The sequence below is a fragment of the Haloarcula quadrata genome, assembly GCF_003634715.1.
Taxonomy (GTDB): Archaea; Halobacteriota; Halobacteria; order Halobacteriales; family Haloarculaceae; genus Haloarcula; species Haloarcula marismortui.
This window is the reverse complement of the sequence record NZ_RBWW01000001.1, coordinates 2,322,929-2,343,197: the sequence shown is the minus strand read 5'-3', so window position 1 is coordinate 2,343,197 and position 20,269 is coordinate 2,322,929. Positions and strand designations below refer to the sequence as shown.

Genomic DNA, 20,269 nt, shown 5'->3' with positions numbered 1-20,269 from the left:
GTGAGCGGATGGGTTGGGGCGGATTCGAACCGCCGACTTCCTCCGTGTGAAGGAGGTATCATAACCGAACTAGATCACCAACCCAGTGCACTCAAGTCTATTCGAGCGCATCCCTTAAGAATTGCTTTCCGACTACGCTTCCTGCTCTTCGGTACCGCGGTACTCGCTGATCTTTTCGCGGGCGTCAGCGATCGCTTCCTCGGCTTCCCCCTCTGCTTTTCCCTGCAGTTCCTTCAGGTCGGCCTTGACGGCCTCCAGTCGGCTGGGTTCCGGCTCTACTTCCTTCCCAGTGAGTTCTCGGAACCGTTCCTCGACCGGTTCGAGTTCCTCTTTGACGCCCTTGGTTGCGGTTTTGCCGGCGCGCTTCAGGTAGTATCGTGCGTCTTCGAAGTGTTTGTTCATATCTGACCCTACGAGAAGGACGAATATATCTTTTGTGCCCGGAAAACAATGAGGAACTACGGGTAACCGAGGGACGACGAGCGGCCACGATGGTAAACGTGTCGTACGGGTACGAACTGTTTTGCGCCACCACCTGCAACGAGGAGATATGTTCACACGGGTGTCGATTCCGACGCCATTTCAGGTCGGGCCAGTCAATGCATACATCGCGCGACGAACTATCGTCGATCCGGGCCCCGACAGCGAGGAAGCGTGGTCGCGTCTGGTCGAGGCGCTTGAAGCACGCGAGCTGTCGCCGGATGACATCGAGCAGGTACTTGTCACACACCCGCACCCGGACCATTTCGGCATGGCGAACCGGTTTGCCAAGCGAGGGGCGCGTGTCCTCGCCAGCGAACCGGGAGCAGAAATCATGGGCGATTTTGCGGCGCAACTGCACACTGAGCAGTCCTACTTCGCGGATTTCTTCGAGCGCTGCGGTGTCTCACGCGAGACTGCTGAAACTGTCACCCAGCTACCGGAAGCCTTCCTGCCCTACGCTCAGAGCGTCGACACCGACCGCGCGCTCGCGGCCGGTGATACCGTCACCGTCGACGATACAGAACTTACGGTCGACACCGTTCAGGGCCACTCTGCGGGCGAAATAATCTTCTCATATGACTTTCAGGGCCGCCGCGAAGCGGTTGTCGGCGACAACGTGCTGGGTGACATCACGCCCAATCCGTTCCTGCAGGTGCCCGACGAGAGGGGGACGCGCCCGAAGGTGTTACCGGCATTTAACGACTCGCTACGATGGCTCCGCGAGCAGGGTCACGACCGCTTTCTCACCGGCCACCGCGAGCCCGTCGAATCACCGCCGGAACGCATCGACGACATCCTCGCGGAACACGACCAGCGCACCGCGGAGGTCGCCGACATCGTCTCTGGCGGAGCGACGACACCGAGCGACGTGATGACCGCGCTGTTCGGCGACCTCCCGGCCACAGAGTACTTCGCCGGGATGAGCGAGGCTGTCGGCCACTTGGACGTACTCGAAGTCACTGACCGTGTGGAAAAACGCGAGAGCGGCGGCGTCTTCGTGTACGAATCAGCGTAAGCCGCTGCCGCACTGAACGAACGGGAGAAACGGAACGGAAGTCGGTCCGTTACAGCAACTGCGCGGCCTGGAACGCGATTTCGGAGACGCGGTTGAACCCAGGAACGAGTAGCACCGTCACGATGGCGGCACCCACCACGGCGGTGTACAGCCCCATCGGGTACGACTCAATGGTCCGGCTGCCGGTCGGTTCCTCGATCCACATCGCCTTGACGACGCGAGAGTAGTAGAACAGGCTGAGCGCACTGTTGATGATGAGCGCGGCGGCCAGTGACCACGCGCCGACGTTGAGCGTCGCCGAGAACAGGTAGAACTTCGAGAAGAACCCGCCGCCGATCGGCAGGCCGGCGAGGCTGAACAGGAACACCGTCATCGCCGCGCAGGCGACCGGCGCTTCCTTGCCGAGGCCGTTGTAGTCCTCGAAGCGGCGGCCGACGCCCCAGTACTCGGCCAGCGCAATGAACAGGAACGCGCCCGTGTTCATGAAGCCGTAGACGAGCAGGTGAGACATCCCAGCGCTCAGGCTGAGACTCAGGCCCTCACCGGAACCAGACACGGCGGCGAGTCCGATGAGGACGTACCCGGCGTGACCGACGCTGGAGTAGGCCAGCATCCGCTTGACCGTCTCTTGGGTCGCGGCGGCGAAGTTCCCGATGAACATCGTCGCGATAGCGAGGATCTGGAACGCCATCACCCAGTTGATCGCCCCGCCAGCGGCGAGCAGGTCACCGATAGGGAACGCAACGGCGAATGCGCGGAACGCCAGCACGAAGCCGGCGGCCTTCGACGCCGAGGAGAGGAACGCCGAGATTGGCGCTGGTGCGCCCTCGTATGCCTCGGGGGCCCAGAAGTGGAACGGCACGGAGGCGGTCTTGAACGCGACGCCGCCGATAATCATCAGGATACCGACGCCGAGGATAGCCATCGGGACGGCAGGGTCACCGGACTGGGCCTGTATCGACCCCTCGGAGATGGTCTGGATCGTGCCACTGGAGATAGCGGTTGCGACGCCGTCAAACCGAAGCACGCCCGTTGCAGCGTACACCAGCGAGATGCCGTAGGCCAGCACCGCCGAAGACACCGCGCCGATGAGGAAGTACTTCAGTCCCGCCTCGACGCTGCCCTTGTTCTCCTTGAGGAAGGCGACGAGCGCGTAGGACGGTAGCGACACCAGCTCGAGTGCGACGAAGGCCGTTGCCAGGCTGTTGGCCGCACTGAGGAGGCTCATCCCAGTCGCGGACAGCAGGACCAGCGCGAAGAACTCGGCTTGGTAGCTGTGTTCGGTAATGTAGTCGTAGCTCGCGAGCACGACCAGGGTCGTGACGCTGCCGACGATGGCCATGAAGAACAGGGCCATCTGGTCGACGACGAGCTGGCTGTTGAACAGCGCGACGCCAGTGTTGTCTGCCATCCCAGTCCCGGCGGTGATGAACCACCCGGCGAACCCGAAGGAAAGCAGGGAGCCGAGCACCGAGATACCGGCCAGCAGTCCCGTGTTCGTTGAGTCCGGATCAATCGAGTCCGCTAGCAACAACACCAGAGAGGCGAGGGCCAGCGAGAGCGCTGGGGCGAGCGCCATCCAGTCAGGGAGTGCGACCATCTATGCACCACCTCCGATATCGAGAACCGGTGAAATCGAGTCCTGTATCATACCAAAGGAGAGGTCCGGCGCGACACCGAGTGCGATGACCAGCAGGAGCAACACGGCCAGCGGTGCGACATCGTGGAATGCGGCCGGGCTGACCTCGTAGTCTGTTTCCAGATTGAAACCACCAAACAGCGTGCGCTGCATGGCCCACAGCAGGTAGCCGGCCACGATGACGATGCCGAACATCGCCAGTGAGGTCAGCACCGGTGCAGCCCCACCGAGCGTCGGCGCGTTGAACGAGCCCTGGAAGATGAAGTACTCCCCGGCGAAGCCAGCCATCAGCGGCAGGCCCATGTATCCGAAGGCGGCGGCGACGAAGATGCCAACCGTCCAGGGCATACGGTCCGCGAGGCCGGACATGTCGCCGACCATCCGCGTGTGCGTCGTGTTATAGATAACGCCGACAGACATGAACATCAGCCCCGAGATGAGGCCGTGGGCGATCATCTGGAAGGTCGCCCCGCCCATGCCGTAAGGCGTGAACGCGACTAGACCCAAGATGACGTAGCCCATCGACGAAATCGACGAGTAGGCGACGATGCGCTTGAGGTCGCGCTGTGCCAGCGCGAGCATCGCGCCGTAGATGACGCTGACAACGCCGATAATCGCCAGCGGAACCGCGAGCTGGCGTGCCGTGTCAGCGAGCATCGTGAAGTTGAACCGCAGCAGTGCGTAAGTCCCCATCTTCAGGAGGACGCCGGCCAGCATGACCGACACCGGCGTCGGGGCCTCAACGTGAGCGTCTGGCAGCCACGTATGCAGCGGGAAGACGGGCACCTTCACCGCGAACCCGAAGAACATCAGGATGAAGGAGATGGTCATCAGGTTCACGCCGGCGATGGTCGGGAGACCGCTTGCGGTGCGGAACGCCTCGGCCATCGCGGGCAGGGACAGTGACGTGAGGTCAGTGCTGAACACGAGCGCGAACAGGCCCGCGAACATGACCAGCGACGCCACGTTCGTGTAGACGAAGAACTTGATCGCGGCGTACTTCCGGCGCGGGCCGCCCCAGACACCGATGAGCAGGTACATCGGGATGAGGACGCCCTCCCAGAAGACGAACCAGAGGAAGAAATCGAGCGCGGAGAACACGCCGATGAGGCTCACTTCCATGAACAGCATCAGCCCGTAGAACTGGGACTGGCGCTCGTCGATTGGCGTCCACGCGGACACGATGGCAAGCGTCGTCAGTACTGTCGTCAGCGCGAGCAGCGGCATACTGATGCCGTCAAGGCCGACGTAGTACGACACTTCCAGTTCACCCAGCGTGATCCACGGGATCTGCTGGCCGAACGCGATATCGGCGGGCGACAGCAGCGCGTTGCCCGTGCCGCCGTACTGCGTGAGGTACACCCAGTACATGTAGATGCTGCCAAGTGCCGGCACCGCACTGACGGCTGCGGCGAGCTTTCCGGCGTACCGGTCAGGCGAGAGGAACACGAGGCCGGTTCCCAGCAGGGTCACGATCAGCAGTGCAGCGACCCACATCTAGAACCACCCTCCCATGATGCCGAAGGCAGCAAGCAAGAGCACGAGTCCAAGCGTCAACAGCGTCGCGTAGTTGCTGACGACGCCGGACTGGATGCGTCGGATGCGGCTGCCGCCGAACAGGCTGACGCTGGAGATGCCGTTGACGACGCCGTCGACGACACCCTGGTCGAACTTGTTCATCACACGGGCGAGCGGGTAGGTGACACCCGTCGCGAGCCACACCTGATATTCGTCCTGGTAGTAGTTGTGCATGAGTAGCGTCTTCAGACTGCCAAGCTTGTCGGTATGCTCAACCGGGTCGGCACCAGCATAGAGACTCCGGGCGACGAACACACCGGCGAGTGCCAGCCCGAGCGAGAGAGCCGCTGAAGCCAGCAGCGTCCCGGTCTCACCACCCAGCGGATACGCTGGGTCGACGTGTGGGACGTTGTGTAGCAGCTCCTCGTAGTGGTGCAGGTCTGTCGAAAGGAGCGCCGGCCAGCCGCCCTCCTCCGGCCCGGTCAGCCATTTGTGGAGGAAGTCGATCTCCGCGCCGGTGAGCTTCTTGACCGGGGCCATGTTGATGAACCCGATGGTCGTTGCGAGGATGCCAAGCACCGTCAGCGGGCCCTTGACGTTCCAGCGGACGGGCTCGGGGTCACGCGCGGTGTCCGAGCGGGCGTCACCGTGGAAGGTCAGGTACACCATCCGGAAGGTGTAGAAGCCGGTGAAGAACACGGCCAGCAGCCCCATCGCGTACGCGACGAGATAGGCCGTGCCGAGACCACCCTCAGTGCCGAATCCGTGGATGAGTGCCTCGTACAGCACCTCATCCTTGGACCAGAAGCCGGCGAAGGGAACGATGCCGGCCAGTGCGAGTGACCCGGCGAGGAACGTCCAGTAGGTCACCGGCATCCGGTCTTTCAGACCGCCCATGTCCCACATATTCTCGTTGTGGTGCATGGCGATGATGACCGACCCTGCGCCGAGGAAGAGCAGCGCTTTGAACACGGCGTGGGTGGTCAGGTGGAAGACGGCGGCGATGTAGCCACCCGAGCCCAGCGCGAGCATCATGTACCCGTACTGGGAGATGGTGGAGTACGCGAGCACTTGCTTGATTTCCTGTTTGACCAGGCCCATCGTTGCCGCAAACAGTGCGGTGAAGCCGCCGATAAGGGCGATGACGGCCAGTGCCGTCGGCGAAAGCGCGTAGAAGCCGTACATACGCGCGACGAGGTACACACCAGCTGCGACCATCGTCGCTGCGTGAATCAGGGCCGAGACCGGCGTCGGACCTTCCATGGCGTCGGGCAGCCACGTGTGCAGCGGGAACTGCGCGGACTTGCCGACGACGCCGCCAAGCACGAGGAGGCCGAGCACGGTGAACCAGGCCTGTGGGCCCATGCCGACCGTCTCCAGCATCGCGATGCCTTCGGTCTCGCCGTCGACGATGGCGTGTTCGGCAAGCATCGGGAAGCTCTCGGCGACCACTTCGCCGCCCTGCGTAATGGGGGCGAAGAGACCGGTCCCGAAGGTGGCGAAGATGCCGACGACGCCGATAAGGAAGAAGTAGTCACCGAATCGGGTGACCAAGAACGCCTTCTTCGCGGCGCTCGGCGGGCCGTCGTCACGGAACCAGAAGCCGATGAGCAGGTACGAACACAGGCCCACCAGCTCGAAGAACATGAACGCCATCAGGAGGTTGTTGGCGACGACGAACCCGAGCATGCTCGCCGTGAACAGGCCGAGCCCGGCGTAATAGCGCGGGAGGCCACTCTCGCCCTCGTCGTTCATGTATCCAAGCGAGAAGATGTGGACGAGGAACGAGATGAGACAGACGATAAGCAGCATGAGCGCCGACAGCGGGTCAAGTAGCAGGCCGAAGTTCAGCCGGAGTGACTCGACGCTTGCGGTCCACGTGTACAGTATCTCGTTGTGGACCTCACCGCCGGCCACCGTTAGCGCGACCCAGATCGACAGCAGGAGCGACCCACCCGTCGCGGTAATGCCTGCGAGCGCACCGCCTTTCGGCATGCGGTCGCCGGCAAACAGCGCGACGAGGAACGATACGAACGGCAGCAGGACAATCGCCGGAGCGTATGTGAATGCAGCCATCTGTTACCACCTCATCGTCGTCGCCTTCGTCACGTCCACGTCTGTGAAGTTGCGGTACAGGACCAGGACGATACCAATCCCGATGGCGACCTCTGCAGCGGCGAGTGCCATCGTGAACAGGCTGAACACCTGGCCGGTGAGGTTCCCGTGTTGCAGCGAGAACGCGACGAGGTTGATGTTCGCAGCGTTCAACATCAGCTCGACGGACATCAGGAAGATGAGCGCGTTCCGTCGCGTGAGGATGCCGAACAGGCCGATACAGAATATGGCCGCCGACAGGAGGAGATACGTCTCAGCTGGAATCACGAGTCGTCACCTCCCGGGCCACCGTCAGCGGCAACGGCCATGTCGTCGTCGTCCGTGGTTTCGACGCCGAGCGTTACCGATTCGCCGGCAACTTCGCGTCGGGCAAGCATGACGGCCCCGACGAGCGCGGCCACCAGCACGATGTCGATGATCTCGAAGGCGACGAGGAACCCTTCACCGGGAACGGCCGTCTCACCCTCGCCCATAATCGCGCTCGGGGCGATATCGAACAGCGCCGCGCCGAGGCTCTTGGTTATCGCCGCTCCCTCGCCAAAGCCCGCTGGTGCGGGAAACGAGACGCCCATGAACACTGCACCGAGAACGACGAACAGGGCGATTGCGGCCAGTCCAGCGACGAAACTCCCCTCCGTCTGTAGTTCGGGTTTTGTGGTCATGGTGTCACCTCGATCACCGACTCGTCCTCGCGGGTCAGCATCACCGCGAAGGTGATGAGAATGAGGACGCCGCCGACATACACCAGGATCTGCATCGTTGCGACGAACGCCGCCTGGTTCATGACGTAAAACACTGCGACGCTGATAAGGGACACGCCCAGTAACAGCGCCGAGTGCCAGACGTCCCGGACTAACACGACGCCCGCAGCGCTGCCCACCGTTACGATAGCGAACAGCGCGAACGCAATTGACTCTGCCAGTGCCATCTTACTTGGAGACTCTTTGCGGCGTCCCTTTGAAGATTCCTCTTTCGTCTCGCCAGTAGAGCCACTGTTTGCCGGGATAACCCCCCAGATTTCGGGGCACTCCGGTCTTGCTGGCGAAAAAGTGTAAGAAAATCCCCATTCACGGTGGCGCATACCGTTACTCCATTCCGACTCGACACTGTAAATCTGGCCTCTCAACGGCTGTGGCCATTCCAAAGAGGCCGGTGTTAGACAGAATGGCGCAGTCGCTTCGGGTGTATTGATAGAAACCCGCTGAGAGTCCGTCGAAGAATTACTGGTAGTCGACTTCGCCGTCGCCCTCGCCGATCCACGCGCCCCGGTCAGGTTCGCGGGACTCCAGTGGGTCGATATCCTTGTACCACGGCACGTTCTTGAGCTGTTCCTTGTCGTAGGCGAACTCGTCTTTCGTGTCCGCGGTGAACTCGAAGTTCTGGGTCAGCAGGATCGCGTCGGTTGGGCAGACTTCCTCGCACAGTCGGCAGTAGATACACTGGCCGATGTGGAGGTTGTACTGCTCGCCGTTGCGCTGCTCGTCCATCACGATCTGGATGGTGTTGTTCGGGCAGACGTTTTCACACTGCCGGCACCAGATACACCGCTCCTGGCTCCACTTGTGGACGCCGCGGAAGCGGGGACTCACCTCAGGGGCGACGTCCGGGTATTCCACCGTGAACGTCTCCCCGTCGAGGGCGTGTTTCATCGTCGTCGCCATTGATTTCAGGATTCCAATCATGACAGGTCTCCTCCGGTCGCTCGTGGGTCGGTTCGCGTGGCCGTCATTGGACGGTCACCCCGACGATAACCGCGGTCAGCAGCAGGTTCGCCAGCGAGAGCACCAGCATTCCCTTCCAGCCGATTTCGATGAGCTGGTCGATCCGGACACGCGGGACCGCCGAGCGGGCCCACTGCGTGAACAGGAAGACGCCCCAGATCTTGATGAGGAACCAGACGATGCCCGGTAGGACCGGACCGGCCGGTCCACCGAGGAAAATCGTGGCGATGATCGCCCCACCGAGGAAGATGTGGATGAACTCCCCGAGGTAAATCAGGACGAAGTACACCGAGGAGTACTCGGTCTGGTAGCCAGCGACAATCTCGGTTGGTGCCTCCGGGATGTCGAACGGATTCCGGCCGACCTCCGCGAGGTTTGCGATCATGAACAGCACGAACGCGAAGGGGTTCACGAACGCATACCACGACGGCAGCGGGCCGATCAGCGACTGCTGCTGTGCGGCGACGATCTCGCTCATCTGGAGCGAGCCGGCGAAGATAACCACCGACGCGCCGGTCAGGATGAGCGGGATCTCGTAGGCGAGGTTCTGCGCGACGGCGCGCAGCCCGCCAAGGAATGAGTACTTGTTGTTCGATGCGTAGCCGGCCATCACGAGGCCAATCGACGTGGTCGAGGCCACGGCGAACACGTACGCCAGTCCGACTTCGGGGTCGGCGAGATGGATGCCGTTCCCCATCGGAATCACAGCAAAACCAAGCAGCGCGGTACTGGCGATAATCAGCGGCGCGAGGTCCCACGCCGGTCGGTCGACGCCTTCGGGAACGATGAGTTCCTTCGACAGCAGGCGAACGGCGTCAGCCACGATAATGAACAGCCCGTACGGGCCGATACGGTCGACGGCGATACGGTCGGTGAACGCGGCCGTAATCTTTCGCTTTGCCCACGGACCGGCAAGCGCCGTGTTCGTCATCATGAGCGTCCCGATGAGACCAGCCCCAACGAGACTCAACAGGATCATCACGGCCGTGCTGTTGGGATCAAGCCCAAGCAGGTTCGCGAGCGTTTCCGGTAACGGCGCCGACTGCATTACCGGTCCACCTCCCCGAGGACAATGTCGAGGCTCCCGAGCGAGGCGATCATGTCAGGGATGTACTCGCCCTGAGACATCTCCGGCAGCGTCTGCAGGTTCGAGAAGCACGGGCTGCGGATCTTGAACCGGGCCGGCTTGTCCGTCCCATCCGAGCGGATGTAGATGCCGAGTTCGCCCTTCGCGCCCTCGACGGAGCGGTAGATCTCCTTGTCAGGGTCCGGGCGGAGCGTCCGCGGGACGTTGGCCTGAATCTCGCGGTCGTCTTCCGGCCACTGCTCCAGCAGGTCGACACACTGCTCGATGATGCGGGCGGACTCCTCGACCTCACGAAGGCGGACGAGAACGCGACTGAAGTTGTCGCCGCCCTGCTCGGTGACGACGTTCCAGTCGAGTTCGTCGTAGTAGCCGTATGGGTCGTCCCGCCGGATATCGTAGTCGACGCCCGAGCCGCGTGCCACGGGACCGGTCGCGCCGTACTGTTTGACCTGCTCCGGGGAGAGGACGCCGGTGTCGACACACCGCATCTGGAAGATCTCGTTACCGGTGACGAGGTCGTGGATCTCTTCGAGCTTGTGCGGGAGGTCATCGAGGAAGTCACGGATCTTCTCGAAGTACTCCTCGCGGGGCTCGGGCAGGTCCCAGGCAACGCCACCCAGCCGGAGGTAGTTGAACATCAGCCGCTGGCCGGTCAGGTCTTCCAGCAGGTTCTGAACGATTTCGCGGTCGCGGATGCCGTACTGGAAGACAGCGGTGAAGTCGCCGAACACGTCCAGCGCAAACGTCGCCAGCGCGAGTTCGTGCGAGGCGATCCGGCACATCTCCGCCGACATCGTCCGGATGACCTGCGCGTACTCGGGAACGTCAATGTCTGCGAGGTCCTCGGCTGCGCGCGCGTACGCCCATTCGTTGAGGATCCCAGCAGAAATGTAGTCCCACCGGTCCGGGTACGGCATGATCTGGTGACGGTAGGTGCCCTGCTGGCACATCTGCTCCTCACAGCGGTGCAGGTAGCCGATATCGGGTTCGAGGTCGGCGATCTGCTCGCCGTCAAGCACCGTCTCGACGTGGAGCACGCCGTGGGTCGCCGGGTGGTGCGGACCGATATTGACGAACATCGTGTCCGGGTCGTCCTCGCTGCGTTTGTCGTCTTTCAGTGGGTTCGCGTGCTCGCGCAGTGAGACGATCTGTGGCTGGTCCTGATTGTAGTCCTGGCTCAGGGGGTGGCCCTGCCAGGTCTCGGGCAGCAGGATGCGCCGGAGGTCCGGGTGGTCGTCGTAGTCGATACCGACCAAGTCGTAGGCCTCCCGCTCGTGCCAGTCTGCGGTGTCGTAAACGCGAGCGGCCGACTCGTTGTGCGGGTCGTCTTTCGGCGAGGGGACGACAATCGACAGCTCCTGTGTCGGGTCGTTGTACTTCCGCAGGTGGTAGATGGATTCGTACCGGTCGTCGTACTCCTGTGCCGTGACACAGGCGCAGTGGTCGAACCCAGCTTCCTCTTTCAGCGTCGAAAGGACTTCCTGAACCTCATCGGGACGGATGACGAACCCTTCAGCGTTGACGTGTTCCTCACGGTCGAGGACGTGGCCACCGAGCAGGTCCGCGAGCGCGTCGTAATCAAGGCCGTCCTCCGTAACGCCGACATCGAGCGCCGTATCGCGTGATGGTTTTTCTAAACTCATGGCAAGTTAGGGAGAGTCGTTCCAGTTGTACCGCATAACGAGGTCTTCCTCGTCGATTTCGCTGGCGAGTTTGTCCACGAGCTCGTCCTGTTCGAGGTCGCCGAACTGCTCCAGTTCGTAGGGTTTGACCGTCACCGGCGAGGACTCGCCCTCGGCGATGCGCTCTTGGAGCTTGGCAACGCCGTAGATGAGTGCCTCGGGGCGTGGCGGACAGCCCGGGACGTGGATGTCGACCGGGATGACCTCCTCAGCGCCCTTGATGACGTTGTACCCTTCCTGGAACGGACCGCCGGAAATGGTACAGGATCCCATCGAGACGACAAACTTCGGCTCAGGCATCTGGTCGTAGACGCGCTTCATCCGCGGCGCGAACTTCGAGACGATGGTCCCCGGAACGATGATAACGTCCGCCTGGCGTGGGGATGCGCGTGGCACCCCTGAACCGAAGCGGTCGAGGTCGTGTTTGATCGCGTAGGTGTGGATCATCTCGATGCTACAGCAGGCGATCCCGAACTGCAGCATGAACATCGAGGAGCCCCGGACCCAGTTCATGAACTTGTCGAACTTGGTCAGGATGAACGGCGTCGACCCGAACGCCTCGCGTAGCGTCGAATTAAAGCGGTCGTCAGCCCCGTCACCCATGCGGGCCTCCTGTGTCGATACGTCTTCGACGGCCGGTGGTGTTTGGTCACTACTCATATGTGTCTGCCCCCTTCGTGGCGCGCGGACTGCGCACCCACTGAACTGCGCCGTTACGCCAGGCCCAACCGAGTCCGATGGCGAGAATCGTGATGAATACGACCATCGGTAGCAGTGCCGTGGTCATCCCGAGCTCAGCGGCGGCGTCGCTGTAGATGACCGTCCACGGGAAGATGAAGACGGTCTCGATGTCGAAGACGACGAACAGCAGCGCGACCATGTAGTACTGGATATTAAACTTGATCTGTCGACTGCTGCCAGTCGGCACTTCACCGGACTCGTAGGTGGTGCGTTTGCCTTGTTCCGGCACGCTGGGCCGCAAGAGGCTCGAAACTGCCATCATCGTCAGTGGGATGGCTAGCGCCACGACCGCGAGCGCGCCGATGGCGATCCATGGATTACTCATTCCGGTATCTCCTATCGTCTCTCGGTTAGAAGTACTCGCATATAAGGGTTCATTGTTCGGTTTTTCGGCCTTGCGGGTGTTTAAGAACCGACACGCTCTCGGATGGAAAGTGACCTGCATCGGCCACACCCCCCAGGGTATGACGCCCCTCGGGTATCACTCGTCCCAATACTCGCGTTTGAATCCGGGCGTCCCGAGTTCGTGGAGGTCACGCGACGCCTCGCCAACGTCGGCCTGGAGCCCCTCGTGGTACGAGACGAGCCGGTCACGGAGTTCGTCGTGCTGCCGTGCAAGGATTTGTGCCGCTGAGAGGGCGGCGTTGAACGACTTGCCGGCGTCGACCGCCGTCATCGGCGCGCCCTGTGGCATCCCGATAACCGAGTCGACGGATTTCTCCTGCACTGGGACACCGATGACTGGCAGCGGGTAGGCGATGCTGGCGGTCATGTTCGGCAGGTCAGCGGATTTACCGCCAGCGCCAGCGATTATCACGTCGATACCGCGGTCGGCGGCCGTCTCTGCGTACGCGTACATCAGGTCCGGCGTCCGATGGGCCGAGCAAACGAACGTTTCGAAGGTGAAGCGGCTCTCGGGCGCGTCAGTGTAGTCCGTCTGTTCCTCGAAGCCGAGTTCGTCGGCGAGCGCCGCGTAGGCTCCCGGTCGCTTGCCCTGTCCGCCGGCCATCGTCGGCAGGTCTGAGTCGGAGCCCATGATGATGCCGACATCGGGCGTCAGGTCGTTCGGTCGGTCCATCTCGGCCTCTTCGTGCAACTGGTCGATAAGCGACTGCACGTTGTCTGCGGGCATACGACCGACTGGAACGGGGACGGGCGTAAGTGTAGGCGATTTCCGGTCAATCGGCTAGCGCCTGCTCCAGTTCGGCAAGCAGCGCCTGTGGGTCCGCGGGGAAGCACCTGAGCGGGTCGGTACGCCCGGTGACCTGTACCCTGAGTGTGTACCGCTTGCGGTAGGTGAGCGCGAGACTGACAGCACCAGCGACAGCGAAGGCCCCGCCGAGGAGGACGGACCGGTCGAGCGACAGTAACCCGAACCCGATCAGCGCGACGCTCATCACCGCGAGGAACCAGTCGATGTCCTGCAGACTCACCTCGACCACGTCGTCGAGATCGACGACCACCGGCTCGTCACCGCGGTCGACGACGAGGCGGTCAGCACCGAGAACCACAGTCCCGCCGGTTCGGAGCGTGCCGGTGTACCGTTCGGTGTCGATGGGCGGTACGGTGTCTGCGGCCGTGCCGTCGCTGTCGTCTCCCACGGTTAGTCGTCGCTCACCGCAGACGGGCGGTCGCCGCCGCGGCCACGAATCCGGTCTAACGCTGAGACGTATTCACTGTCGTCTTCGGTGAGCGCGGCCCAGGCCGCGAGCCCGCGCTCCTCGCGGGTCCCCGGCACGGTGTTGTCGAGGACAAATGCGACGATGCCACCGACAACCATCCCGGTCCCGCCCATGACGAACAACGTGGTCGCGACCACATCGGTCCCGAGGACGCTCCCCAGCACCGGGACAGCCGCTAGACCCTGCTGGAGGGCTGTCGCGCCGCCGACATCCATTCCCTGTCCGACCTGGCTCATGTACTCGGGCACCGCGAGGCCGGCAAAAAGTGCGAAACCGACGATGAAGACGTTTCGGTTGGCATCGAGGTCGACGTACTTCAGCTGTGAGAGCCCGACGGCGGCGATCTGTCCGAACATGACGATGTAGAGCCCACCGATAATCGGCGACGGGATGGTCGCGAACAACTGGCCCGCCGGGCCGAAGTACCCGACCAGAATCATCACCGCAGCGCCGATCTGCACGACGTAGCGGGACGCGACGCCGGTGATAGCGATTGCTCCAACGTTCTCAGTGTACGACGTACAGCCATTGCCGGTGCCCATAATGCCGGCAAACATGTTGCCGACCCCCTCCATGCCGATACCATCGTTGATTCGGCTGCTGTTCGGCGCGCCGCGGCCAGCAATGCGGGCAACGGAGTGGTAGTCGCCGAAACTCTCGACAACAGAGGCGAGCATCCCGGCGAACATCCCGACGATGAAGCCCGGCGTGAACTGCGGGAGCCCCCACTGGAACGGGTAGATCGGCTGGACCAGCGGGGCGCTCGTGACAGAACCGAGCGAGACGTAGCTGACCGAGCCCGCGGCGAAGACGCCAGTGACTGAGAGGAGAGCCGCGACGGTCCACGCAAACAGAATACCCAAGAGTACGGGAAAGAGCTTGAACGCGCGGTGGCGTCGGTCGAGGTACTGCGAACACGCGATAATCGAGAGCATCGTCAGCCCGAGCAGCCACCAGTTCTGCCCGGTCCCGGGGCTACCGAAGTTCGGGTTCGCAATCTGTGGAACATTAAACAGCGCTAGTCCAATAAGCGCAATGACCGGCGCGATGACGATCGGGCCGACATATCGCTTCAGCTTTCCCATGAGGCCGCTGTAGCCGATCACCACCTCGACGATGCCGGCGACGATGACAGCCCCCTGTAGTTCGACGAGCATGGTCTGCCAGTCCGCGCCCTGCTGGGCCAGCACGCCGATGATGGCCAGCCCGGGCGCGAGCATGGAGAACGTCCCGCCCTGAACGATCGGATATCTGTTTCCGAGCGTTGTCTGGGCGAGCGTCGCGATACCTGAGACGACGAAGAACGTCCCGATGAGACGGCCGACCTGATCCGGCGCAGCCTCGAACATCCCCATCGCACCCGCGAGTCCGAGCGGAATCGCGACGGATGCGCCGATCATCGTCAGGTAGTGCTGGACGCCGAGCAGTATCGCTTGCTTTCGTGGTGGTTTGTCGTCGATGCCATACTCGACGAAGCCGGCGGTTTCCGGTTCCTCCGGTGTGGTCGGGTTCTGTCTGTCATCCGGCGGTGTCGCGTCAGTCATGCTCGCTACCCATGGCACTGCAACTCCCGATACATATTCTTTGCTCGTTGGCCCGGCGGCGGCGGGACCCGCCCGCCTCGAAAGGAAAACGCTCTTGGCCCGCTCCGACACAGTCTTGGACATGAGCAACGGGGACGACGAGGCCGACGCGTCGGACGACGCCGAGGCAACAGATGAGATCGACGTGACCGCCGAAGAACTGGAATCGCGTCTCACAGAGGCCGGCGACGCGTTAGAGGCCGCAGAGACGGAGGCCGACCTCGACGACGTCGAGTCGTCCCTCGACGACATCGAGAGTGACCTCGAGGCTGCCGACCTGCCCGAACCCGACGAGGACGATGACGACGCCGAGGACCCCCGCGAGGAACTGGAGTCCCAGCTTTCGGACCTCCGGGACGACCTTGACGAACAGCGCGGCCCCTACGCCGAAGACGTCGTCACCATCGTTTCCGACGCCGCCGACACCGTCACTGACAGCGAGTGGACCGACGACGGAGAGGGCGAGGCTCAGGAGGCCGTCGAGACGTTCCTCGACGAAAGCGCCGAGTTCATCGACCACGACGCTGACACGGGCGGCGATTTCGTCGCTGCCGGGGATGCGCTGACCACAGTCGTCGACGCTATCGAAGCGGCAAACCTCGACCCTGACGAGGACACGGAAACTATCGAAGGGCTCCTCGAAGCGGCGGAAACGTTGGAGACAGGGCTGGACGAAGCCGAAGTCTGGGACGACCTCACGGTACAAGAGCAACTCGACGCCCGCGGCTTCTATGATATCCTGACCAACGAGAACCGGAAGGACTTCCCGCCGGAGTGGAACGCCGCCAAGCTCCACGCCGAGGAAGGGGACTTCGATCAGGTCCTGTTCGCCTACGACAAACTCGGGTCGGAGTTCTTCGACGGGTACATCGTCGACTTACTGTACAACCTCGGGAGCGACGCCGAACCGGCCTTCGACGCGATGCACCAGCGTGCACAGAAACGCGAGAAAGGGCCAATCGAGGTACTGGGGAAAATCGGCGACGAGCGTGCGACTGAGACGCTGCACGACTACATCGACGGCGACGGCGACCCTGCGCTCCAGAAAGTCACGCTGCGCGCACTGGGCGCTATCGGCAGTGCCGAGTCGGTCCAGCCGGTCGCCAACCGACTTGACGCCGACAGCGAGGAAGTCCGCTCAGTCGCGGCGCGCGCACTGGGGCTGCTCGGCGACACTCGCGCCATCGAGCCGCTGAGCGATGTCCTCAAATCCGGCGAAAGCGACTCCGTGCGTGCCTCCGCCGCGTGGGCGCTCCGACAGATCGGGACCGAAACGGCACTCGACGAAGCCGCCCGCTACACGGACGACCGCGCGTATATCGTCCAAGCCGAGGCCGAAAAGGCAGCCAGTGCCTGAAGCAGGATACCTTTTTATACGAGCGGGCGGCCAGACGCCCCGATGCGGTCGTTCGCCCCACTCGTCTGTTGCGTGCTCGTCCTCGCAGCGATAGGTCCATACACCGCCACTGGACAGGCGACTCCAACTGCAACAGCAGCCAGCGGTCCCGAAGAACCGTCGATTCACGCAGTGTATCCGGACCCCGTCGCCGGCGGTGACGAGGGGGAATTCATCGTCATCACAGTCCCTGCTGGGACAGACATCGGGCAGTATGCTATCACTGACGGTGACGGTACTGCAGGTGTTCCGAACACTACCGCTCACGGGCGCGTCGTCCTCTCAATGGCACCGAACCGGACACGGAAACTCACCGACTGGCCGGTCGTCGGCCTCGATGGTCATCTTGCGCTGGCAAACGGCGGCGAGCGAATCCAGCTGCAGCGAGGCAACCGGACTGTTGACGCTGTCCGATACACGGATTCAGTCGAGGGTGAACTCGGCGTCATTAACGGGTCTGTCGTCCGTTGGCAGTCACTGGGTGCGACAGACCGCCCGGTCATCAGGGCTGCCGGCGGCGAGGTCCGCGCGTTCGCGCTGCCGGATGCCTCCGCCGCACCGATTCGACCGATACGGAACGCGGACAAGCGAGTGTTCTTGGCCGGGTACACGCTCTCTTCGGCAAGGGTCGCCGACGCTCTTATCGCCGCCCAGCGCCGCGGTGCGACGGTTCGCGTCCTGCTCAAGGGCGAACCGGTCGGCAGCCGTACCGCCGCGGAGGCTAGCACTCTTGACCGACTGGCCGAGGCAGGTGTCTCCGTCCGAGTGATGACTGGCCCACGTGCCAGATACCGCTACCACCACGCGAAGTACGCTGTCGCCGACGGGCAGGCCGTCGTGCTGACAGAGAACTGGAAGCCCGCCGGCACTGGCGGCAACAGCAGCCGCGGCTGGGGGGTGGTCACGGCACAGCCGCGGGTCGTCGATGGGTTGAACCAGACGTTCCAGTCCGATACCGGCTGGCAAGACAGCGAGCGGTGGGAAGAGTACCGTCAAGGTCGACAGTTCGAGCGAGCCGAGCCAGCGACCGGGACGTATCCGACCGAATTCCAGGCTGAATCGGTGGTCGTCCAGCGGACAGACCTCTTGGTCACCCCCGATAACGCCCAGGGTGAACTTGTCGCGACGATAGACGACGCGAACGACTCGATTGACGTTATCCAGCCGACGGTCGGGGACTGGAACAGCCCGCTTTTGCGGGCGCTCCGCCGGGCTGCGTCGCGCGGCGTTGAGGTCCGTCTCCTGTTGAGTGACGCCTGGTACGTCCGCGAGGAGAACACGCAGACAGCACAGCGCTTTCGAGAGTGGGCCGACCGCAACGACGCGCCGCTGACGGCGAAAGTGGCGGCCCCCGACGGTCGCTACGAAAAGATACACGCCAAGGGCGCAGTTATCGACGACAAACGGGCCGTCGTCGGCAGCCTCAACTGGAACGAACAGGCGGCGACTGCGAACCGAGAGGTCGTACTGGTGTTGCACGGCAGCGACGCGGCCGACTATTTCGGCGCGGTCTTTGACGCTGACTGGGGGGCCGGCGGGTTCGACACGCCGGTCGGTGTCATCGGGGCGCTGCTCGGACTCCTCGTGGTCACCGGGCTCGCCGCTCGTCGGGTCTCGTTTGAAACGTAGAAAACTGTGTCGCGGTCAGCCTGCGCAACGGGGGCGACGGCCTACACTTCTTCCGGCAGCGCCGTCGAACTTCCGAGCTCCTCGTCGATTTCGGCTTCGGCCATCTTCTCGACGAGGGCGTCGATGACTGACTCGCGGCGGCCCTTGACGAACTTGATGGAGCCGACGACGAGGTGGCCACCACCGGAGACGCCGCCACCGTCGACCTCCTCGCTGAGCTCGGTTACCATCCGCGGGATGTCCAGACGGACACCGTCCGAGCGCAGGACGGCGAAGTCCGGGCCGTAGCCGATGGTGATGACGGGGTCACCGGTCTCGGCGACCTTCCGGTCGTGGATTTCGCCGGTCGTTTTGCCCGGCGCAGGGTAAGTAAAGCGATGGGCGTGGTTCTCCACGTCGATGGTGTAGAGGTGTGCGCCGTTGTCGAGCCGTTCGTGGTCGACGTGACTCATGGCGGCATCGAGCTGGTCCTCAACATCGCGTTCGGCGCGTTCGGAGAGGAATTCGACGACTTCGCCGTGGCGGTCTCGGTCGTCACAGTCGACGTTCAGCACGTCAGTGATCAGCTCTTCGCCGGAGTTGTAGCGCAGCCAGTGGGTCGCGTAGTCGAGGGCTTCGCCGATGTCGCGCAGATCGTTCTCGTCGTAGCCCTTCTCGCTTGCGAGGCCGATGTAGTCCCGCATCGCCTCAGCCTCGGAGCGGTCAGACAGGCCCGCGACCGCGGGAACGTGCTGGAGGTCCTCGGTGAGGTCGGGGTCGATCATCCGGGCGAGCTCGACACACAGCATCCCCGTGGTGATGCGGTAGTCCTCGTCGTGGAGGTAGGGGTTGACGTGCTGCTCGATGAGCGGCTCGACGGCCTCGGGGTCCGGGTGGTGGTGGTCGACGACGACCACCGGGATGTCGTAGTGTCGAAGGTTTCGATAGGCCGGCGTGTCCTCTTCGGTGGAGCCGTTGTCGAGCATCAGCAGCATCGGGAGCTTCTGCCCGTGACGGGTGCGGTCCTCCAGCGCGAAGTTGAGGTCCCGCGTTACGTCCTCCATCTCGTAGTAGGGGGCCTTGCTCGGGAGGCGTTTGAGGAGGTGCTGGGGCGCGCTGGCGTCCTCGTACTGGGAGGCAATGAACGATTCCAGTGCGACCTGCAGCGGGACGCTCGCACAGAGCCCGTCACCGTCGGCGTGGTGACGCATCCGGATCGGACGGCCCGAAAGCACTGTCCTGCGGAGTTCCGTCGCGACTTCCCGGAGGTCGTCCCACAGCTTCTCGAAAGCAGGCCATTCGACCAGTGGTTCGACATCGGCTGGTTCGGCGGCCTCGGCCAGTGCGGCGTCGAGGTCGCTCTCGACGGCGGCGGCTTCTTCGCCGTCGAGCACGGTCAGCGATTCGGCCTCGACCTGCAGGCCGTCGTCGCGCTCCTCTGCGCGCCCGGAGACGCGGACGATATCGTCGATTTCGACGTCGGGGTGCGCCCGGACACCGGCCTCCTCGAAGGCAGCACATGGGACGATACCGGTTTCGTCACGGACTTGGAACACTGTGGGACCGCCGGTCTGTTTGATCTGGACGACCTGTCCCTCGATGATGACCGTCTCACCGGTCGCGTCGTCGAGGTCAGCGACGGTGGTCGCGTTGCCGTGGGCAACACGCTGTTCCTCGTAGTCAGCAACCCGTACTTCCTCGAAGCTCAGGTCGCCGTCGGGACGGATCTCGCCGAGTTCGACAATAAGATCGTCACCCACGTCGTACTGGCCCAAGAGATTAGAGTCGTGGACGAGCCCGGAAACAGCGTCGGAAAGGTCGACGAATACGCCGTATTCGACGGTGCCGTTGACAGTTGCGTGGTACAGTGCGCCTTCTTCGAGATCATCGGACGTACATTGGTCCGCGAGATCGTAGACGATGGTCCCGCCGTCGGGGACCGTCGCACCGTCACCGGTGCCAGTTGGCGAAGACATTTGTCAATCCTTCGGTGCTCCCC

General features: G+C 63.1%; 19 protein-coding genes and 1 tRNA gene. 3 read left to right on the top strand and 17 right to left on the bottom strand.

Annotated features, from left to right (window positions below; genetic code table 11):
* Positions 1 to 9 precede the first annotated feature (9 nt).
* Both BDK61_RS11960 and BDK61_RS11955 read right to left on the bottom strand, forming a co-directional pair.
* Positions 10 to 84: transfer RNA gene (locus tag BDK61_RS11960), tRNA-Val, on the bottom strand.
* Positions 85 to 132: 48 nt separating this feature from the next.
* Positions 133 to 402 (bottom strand): DUF7553 family protein, encoded by a 270-nt coding sequence (locus tag BDK61_RS11955; protein WP_004957121.1) that lies wholly within the window; start codon positions 400 to 402, stop codon positions 133 to 135.
* A 148-nt stretch (positions 403 to 550) separates the two neighbouring features.
* Here BDK61_RS11955 and BDK61_RS11950 point away from each other — a divergent pair, with 148 nt between their 5' ends.
* Positions 551 to 1,498 carry an MBL fold metallo-hydrolase gene (locus BDK61_RS11950; protein WP_121303320.1) on the top strand — a complete coding sequence of 316 codons (948 nt, stop codon included), beginning with the start codon at positions 551 to 553 and terminating at the stop codon, positions 1,496 to 1,498.
* A 49-nt stretch (positions 1,499 to 1,547) separates the two neighbouring features.
* Here the strand turns inward: BDK61_RS11950 and BDK61_RS11945 are convergent, their stop codons facing one another.
* The 14 genes from BDK61_RS11945 to BDK61_RS11880 all read right to left on the bottom strand — a co-directional run bounded on the left by BDK61_RS11945 (position 1,548) and on the right by BDK61_RS11880 (position 15,227).
* Positions 1,548 to 3,098 (bottom strand): NADH-quinone oxidoreductase subunit N, encoded by a 1,551-nt coding sequence (locus BDK61_RS11945; RefSeq protein WP_007190797.1) that lies wholly within the window; start codon positions 3,096 to 3,098, stop codon positions 1,548 to 1,550.
* Entirely contained in the window at positions 3,099 to 4,634 is a 1,536-nt protein-coding gene (locus tag BDK61_RS11940; RefSeq protein ID WP_004957115.1) for a complex I subunit 4 family protein, read from the bottom strand.
* Positions 4,635 to 6,731: an NADH-quinone oxidoreductase subunit L gene (gene nuoL / locus BDK61_RS11935; RefSeq protein ID WP_121303319.1), complete on the bottom strand. Its 2,097-nt coding sequence runs from the start codon at positions 6,729 to 6,731 to the stop codon at positions 4,635 to 4,637.
* A 3-nt stretch (positions 6,732 to 6,734) separates the two neighbouring features.
* Positions 6,735 to 7,037: an NADH-quinone oxidoreductase subunit NuoK gene (gene nuoK / locus BDK61_RS11930; protein ID WP_004591676.1), complete on the bottom strand. Its 303-nt coding sequence runs from the start codon at positions 7,035 to 7,037 to the stop codon at positions 6,735 to 6,737.
* Positions 7,034 to 7,432 (bottom strand): NADH dehydrogenase subunit 6, encoded by a 399-nt coding sequence (locus BDK61_RS11925; RefSeq protein ID WP_004957109.1) that lies wholly within the window; start codon positions 7,430 to 7,432, stop codon positions 7,034 to 7,036. The genes nuoK and BDK61_RS11925 overlap by 4 nt, the downstream gene beginning before the upstream one ends.
* Positions 7,429 to 7,698: an NADH-quinone oxidoreductase subunit J gene (locus BDK61_RS11920; protein WP_004518193.1), complete on the bottom strand. Its 270-nt coding sequence runs from the start codon at positions 7,696 to 7,698 to the stop codon at positions 7,429 to 7,431. The genes BDK61_RS11925 and BDK61_RS11920 overlap by 4 nt, the downstream gene beginning before the upstream one ends.
* A gap of 292 nt (positions 7,699 to 7,990) precedes the next feature.
* On the bottom strand, positions 7,991 to 8,452 hold the full coding sequence (locus BDK61_RS11915; protein ID WP_004518194.1) for a NuoI/complex I 23 kDa subunit family protein: 462 nt from the start codon (positions 8,450 to 8,452) through the stop codon (positions 7,991 to 7,993).
* A gap of 43 nt (positions 8,453 to 8,495) precedes the next feature.
* Positions 8,496 to 9,539: a complex I subunit 1/NuoH family protein gene (locus BDK61_RS11910; protein WP_004957106.1), complete on the bottom strand. Its 1,044-nt coding sequence runs from the start codon at positions 9,537 to 9,539 to the stop codon at positions 8,496 to 8,498.
* Complete coding sequence (locus BDK61_RS11905; protein ID WP_004957103.1) at positions 9,539 to 11,221, bottom strand: NADH-quinone oxidoreductase subunit D; 1,683 nt, start codon at positions 11,219 to 11,221, stop codon at positions 9,539 to 9,541. Before BDK61_RS11905 ends, BDK61_RS11910 begins: the two co-directional genes overlap by 1 nt.
* A gap of 6 nt (positions 11,222 to 11,227) precedes the next feature.
* Entirely contained in the window at positions 11,228 to 11,920 is a 693-nt protein-coding gene (locus BDK61_RS11900; RefSeq protein WP_004957101.1) for an NADH-quinone oxidoreductase subunit B, read from the bottom strand.
* The gene (locus tag BDK61_RS11895; protein WP_004957100.1) at positions 11,913 to 12,326 is read right to left on the bottom strand and encodes an NADH-quinone oxidoreductase subunit A; all 414 of its coding nucleotides are present in this window, start codon (positions 12,324 to 12,326) and stop codon (positions 11,913 to 11,915) included. The genes BDK61_RS11900 and BDK61_RS11895 overlap by 8 nt, the downstream gene beginning before the upstream one ends.
* Positions 12,327 to 12,482: 156 nt before the next feature.
* Positions 12,483 to 13,133, bottom strand: coding sequence for an AIR carboxylase family protein (locus BDK61_RS11890; RefSeq protein WP_004957098.1), 651 nt, complete (start codon positions 13,131 to 13,133; stop codon positions 12,483 to 12,485).
* A 46-nt stretch (positions 13,134 to 13,179) separates the two neighbouring features.
* Positions 13,180 to 13,602, bottom strand: a complete 423-nt coding sequence (locus tag BDK61_RS11885; protein WP_007190801.1) for a hypothetical protein — start codon at positions 13,600 to 13,602, stop codon at positions 13,180 to 13,182.
* Between the two features lie 2 nt (positions 13,603 to 13,604).
* Positions 13,605 to 15,227, bottom strand: coding sequence for a uracil-xanthine permease family protein (locus tag BDK61_RS11880; protein ID WP_121303318.1), 1,623 nt, complete (start codon positions 15,225 to 15,227; stop codon positions 13,605 to 13,607).
* Between the two features lie 121 nt (positions 15,228 to 15,348).
* On the opposite strand from BDK61_RS11880, the gene BDK61_RS11875 reads away from it, so the two are divergent.
* Both BDK61_RS11875 and BDK61_RS11870 read left to right on the top strand, forming a co-directional pair.
* Positions 15,349 to 16,623: a HEAT repeat domain-containing protein gene (locus BDK61_RS11875; RefSeq protein ID WP_004957094.1), complete on the top strand. Its 1,275-nt coding sequence runs from the start codon at positions 15,349 to 15,351 to the stop codon at positions 16,621 to 16,623.
* Positions 16,624 to 16,665: 42 nt separating this feature from the next.
* The gene (locus BDK61_RS11870) at positions 16,666 to 18,291 is read left to right on the top strand and encodes a phospholipase D-like domain-containing protein (protein WP_121303317.1); all 1,626 of its coding nucleotides are present in this window, start codon (positions 16,666 to 16,668) and stop codon (positions 18,289 to 18,291) included.
* 41 nt (positions 18,292 to 18,332) lie between these two features.
* Here the strand turns inward: BDK61_RS11870 and BDK61_RS11865 are convergent, their stop codons facing one another.
* Positions 18,333 to 20,246 carry a DHH family phosphoesterase gene (locus BDK61_RS11865; RefSeq protein WP_121303316.1) on the bottom strand — a complete coding sequence of 638 codons (1,914 nt, stop codon included), beginning with the start codon at positions 20,244 to 20,246 and terminating at the stop codon, positions 18,333 to 18,335.
* Between the last annotated feature and the right edge of the window lie 23 nt (positions 20,247 to 20,269).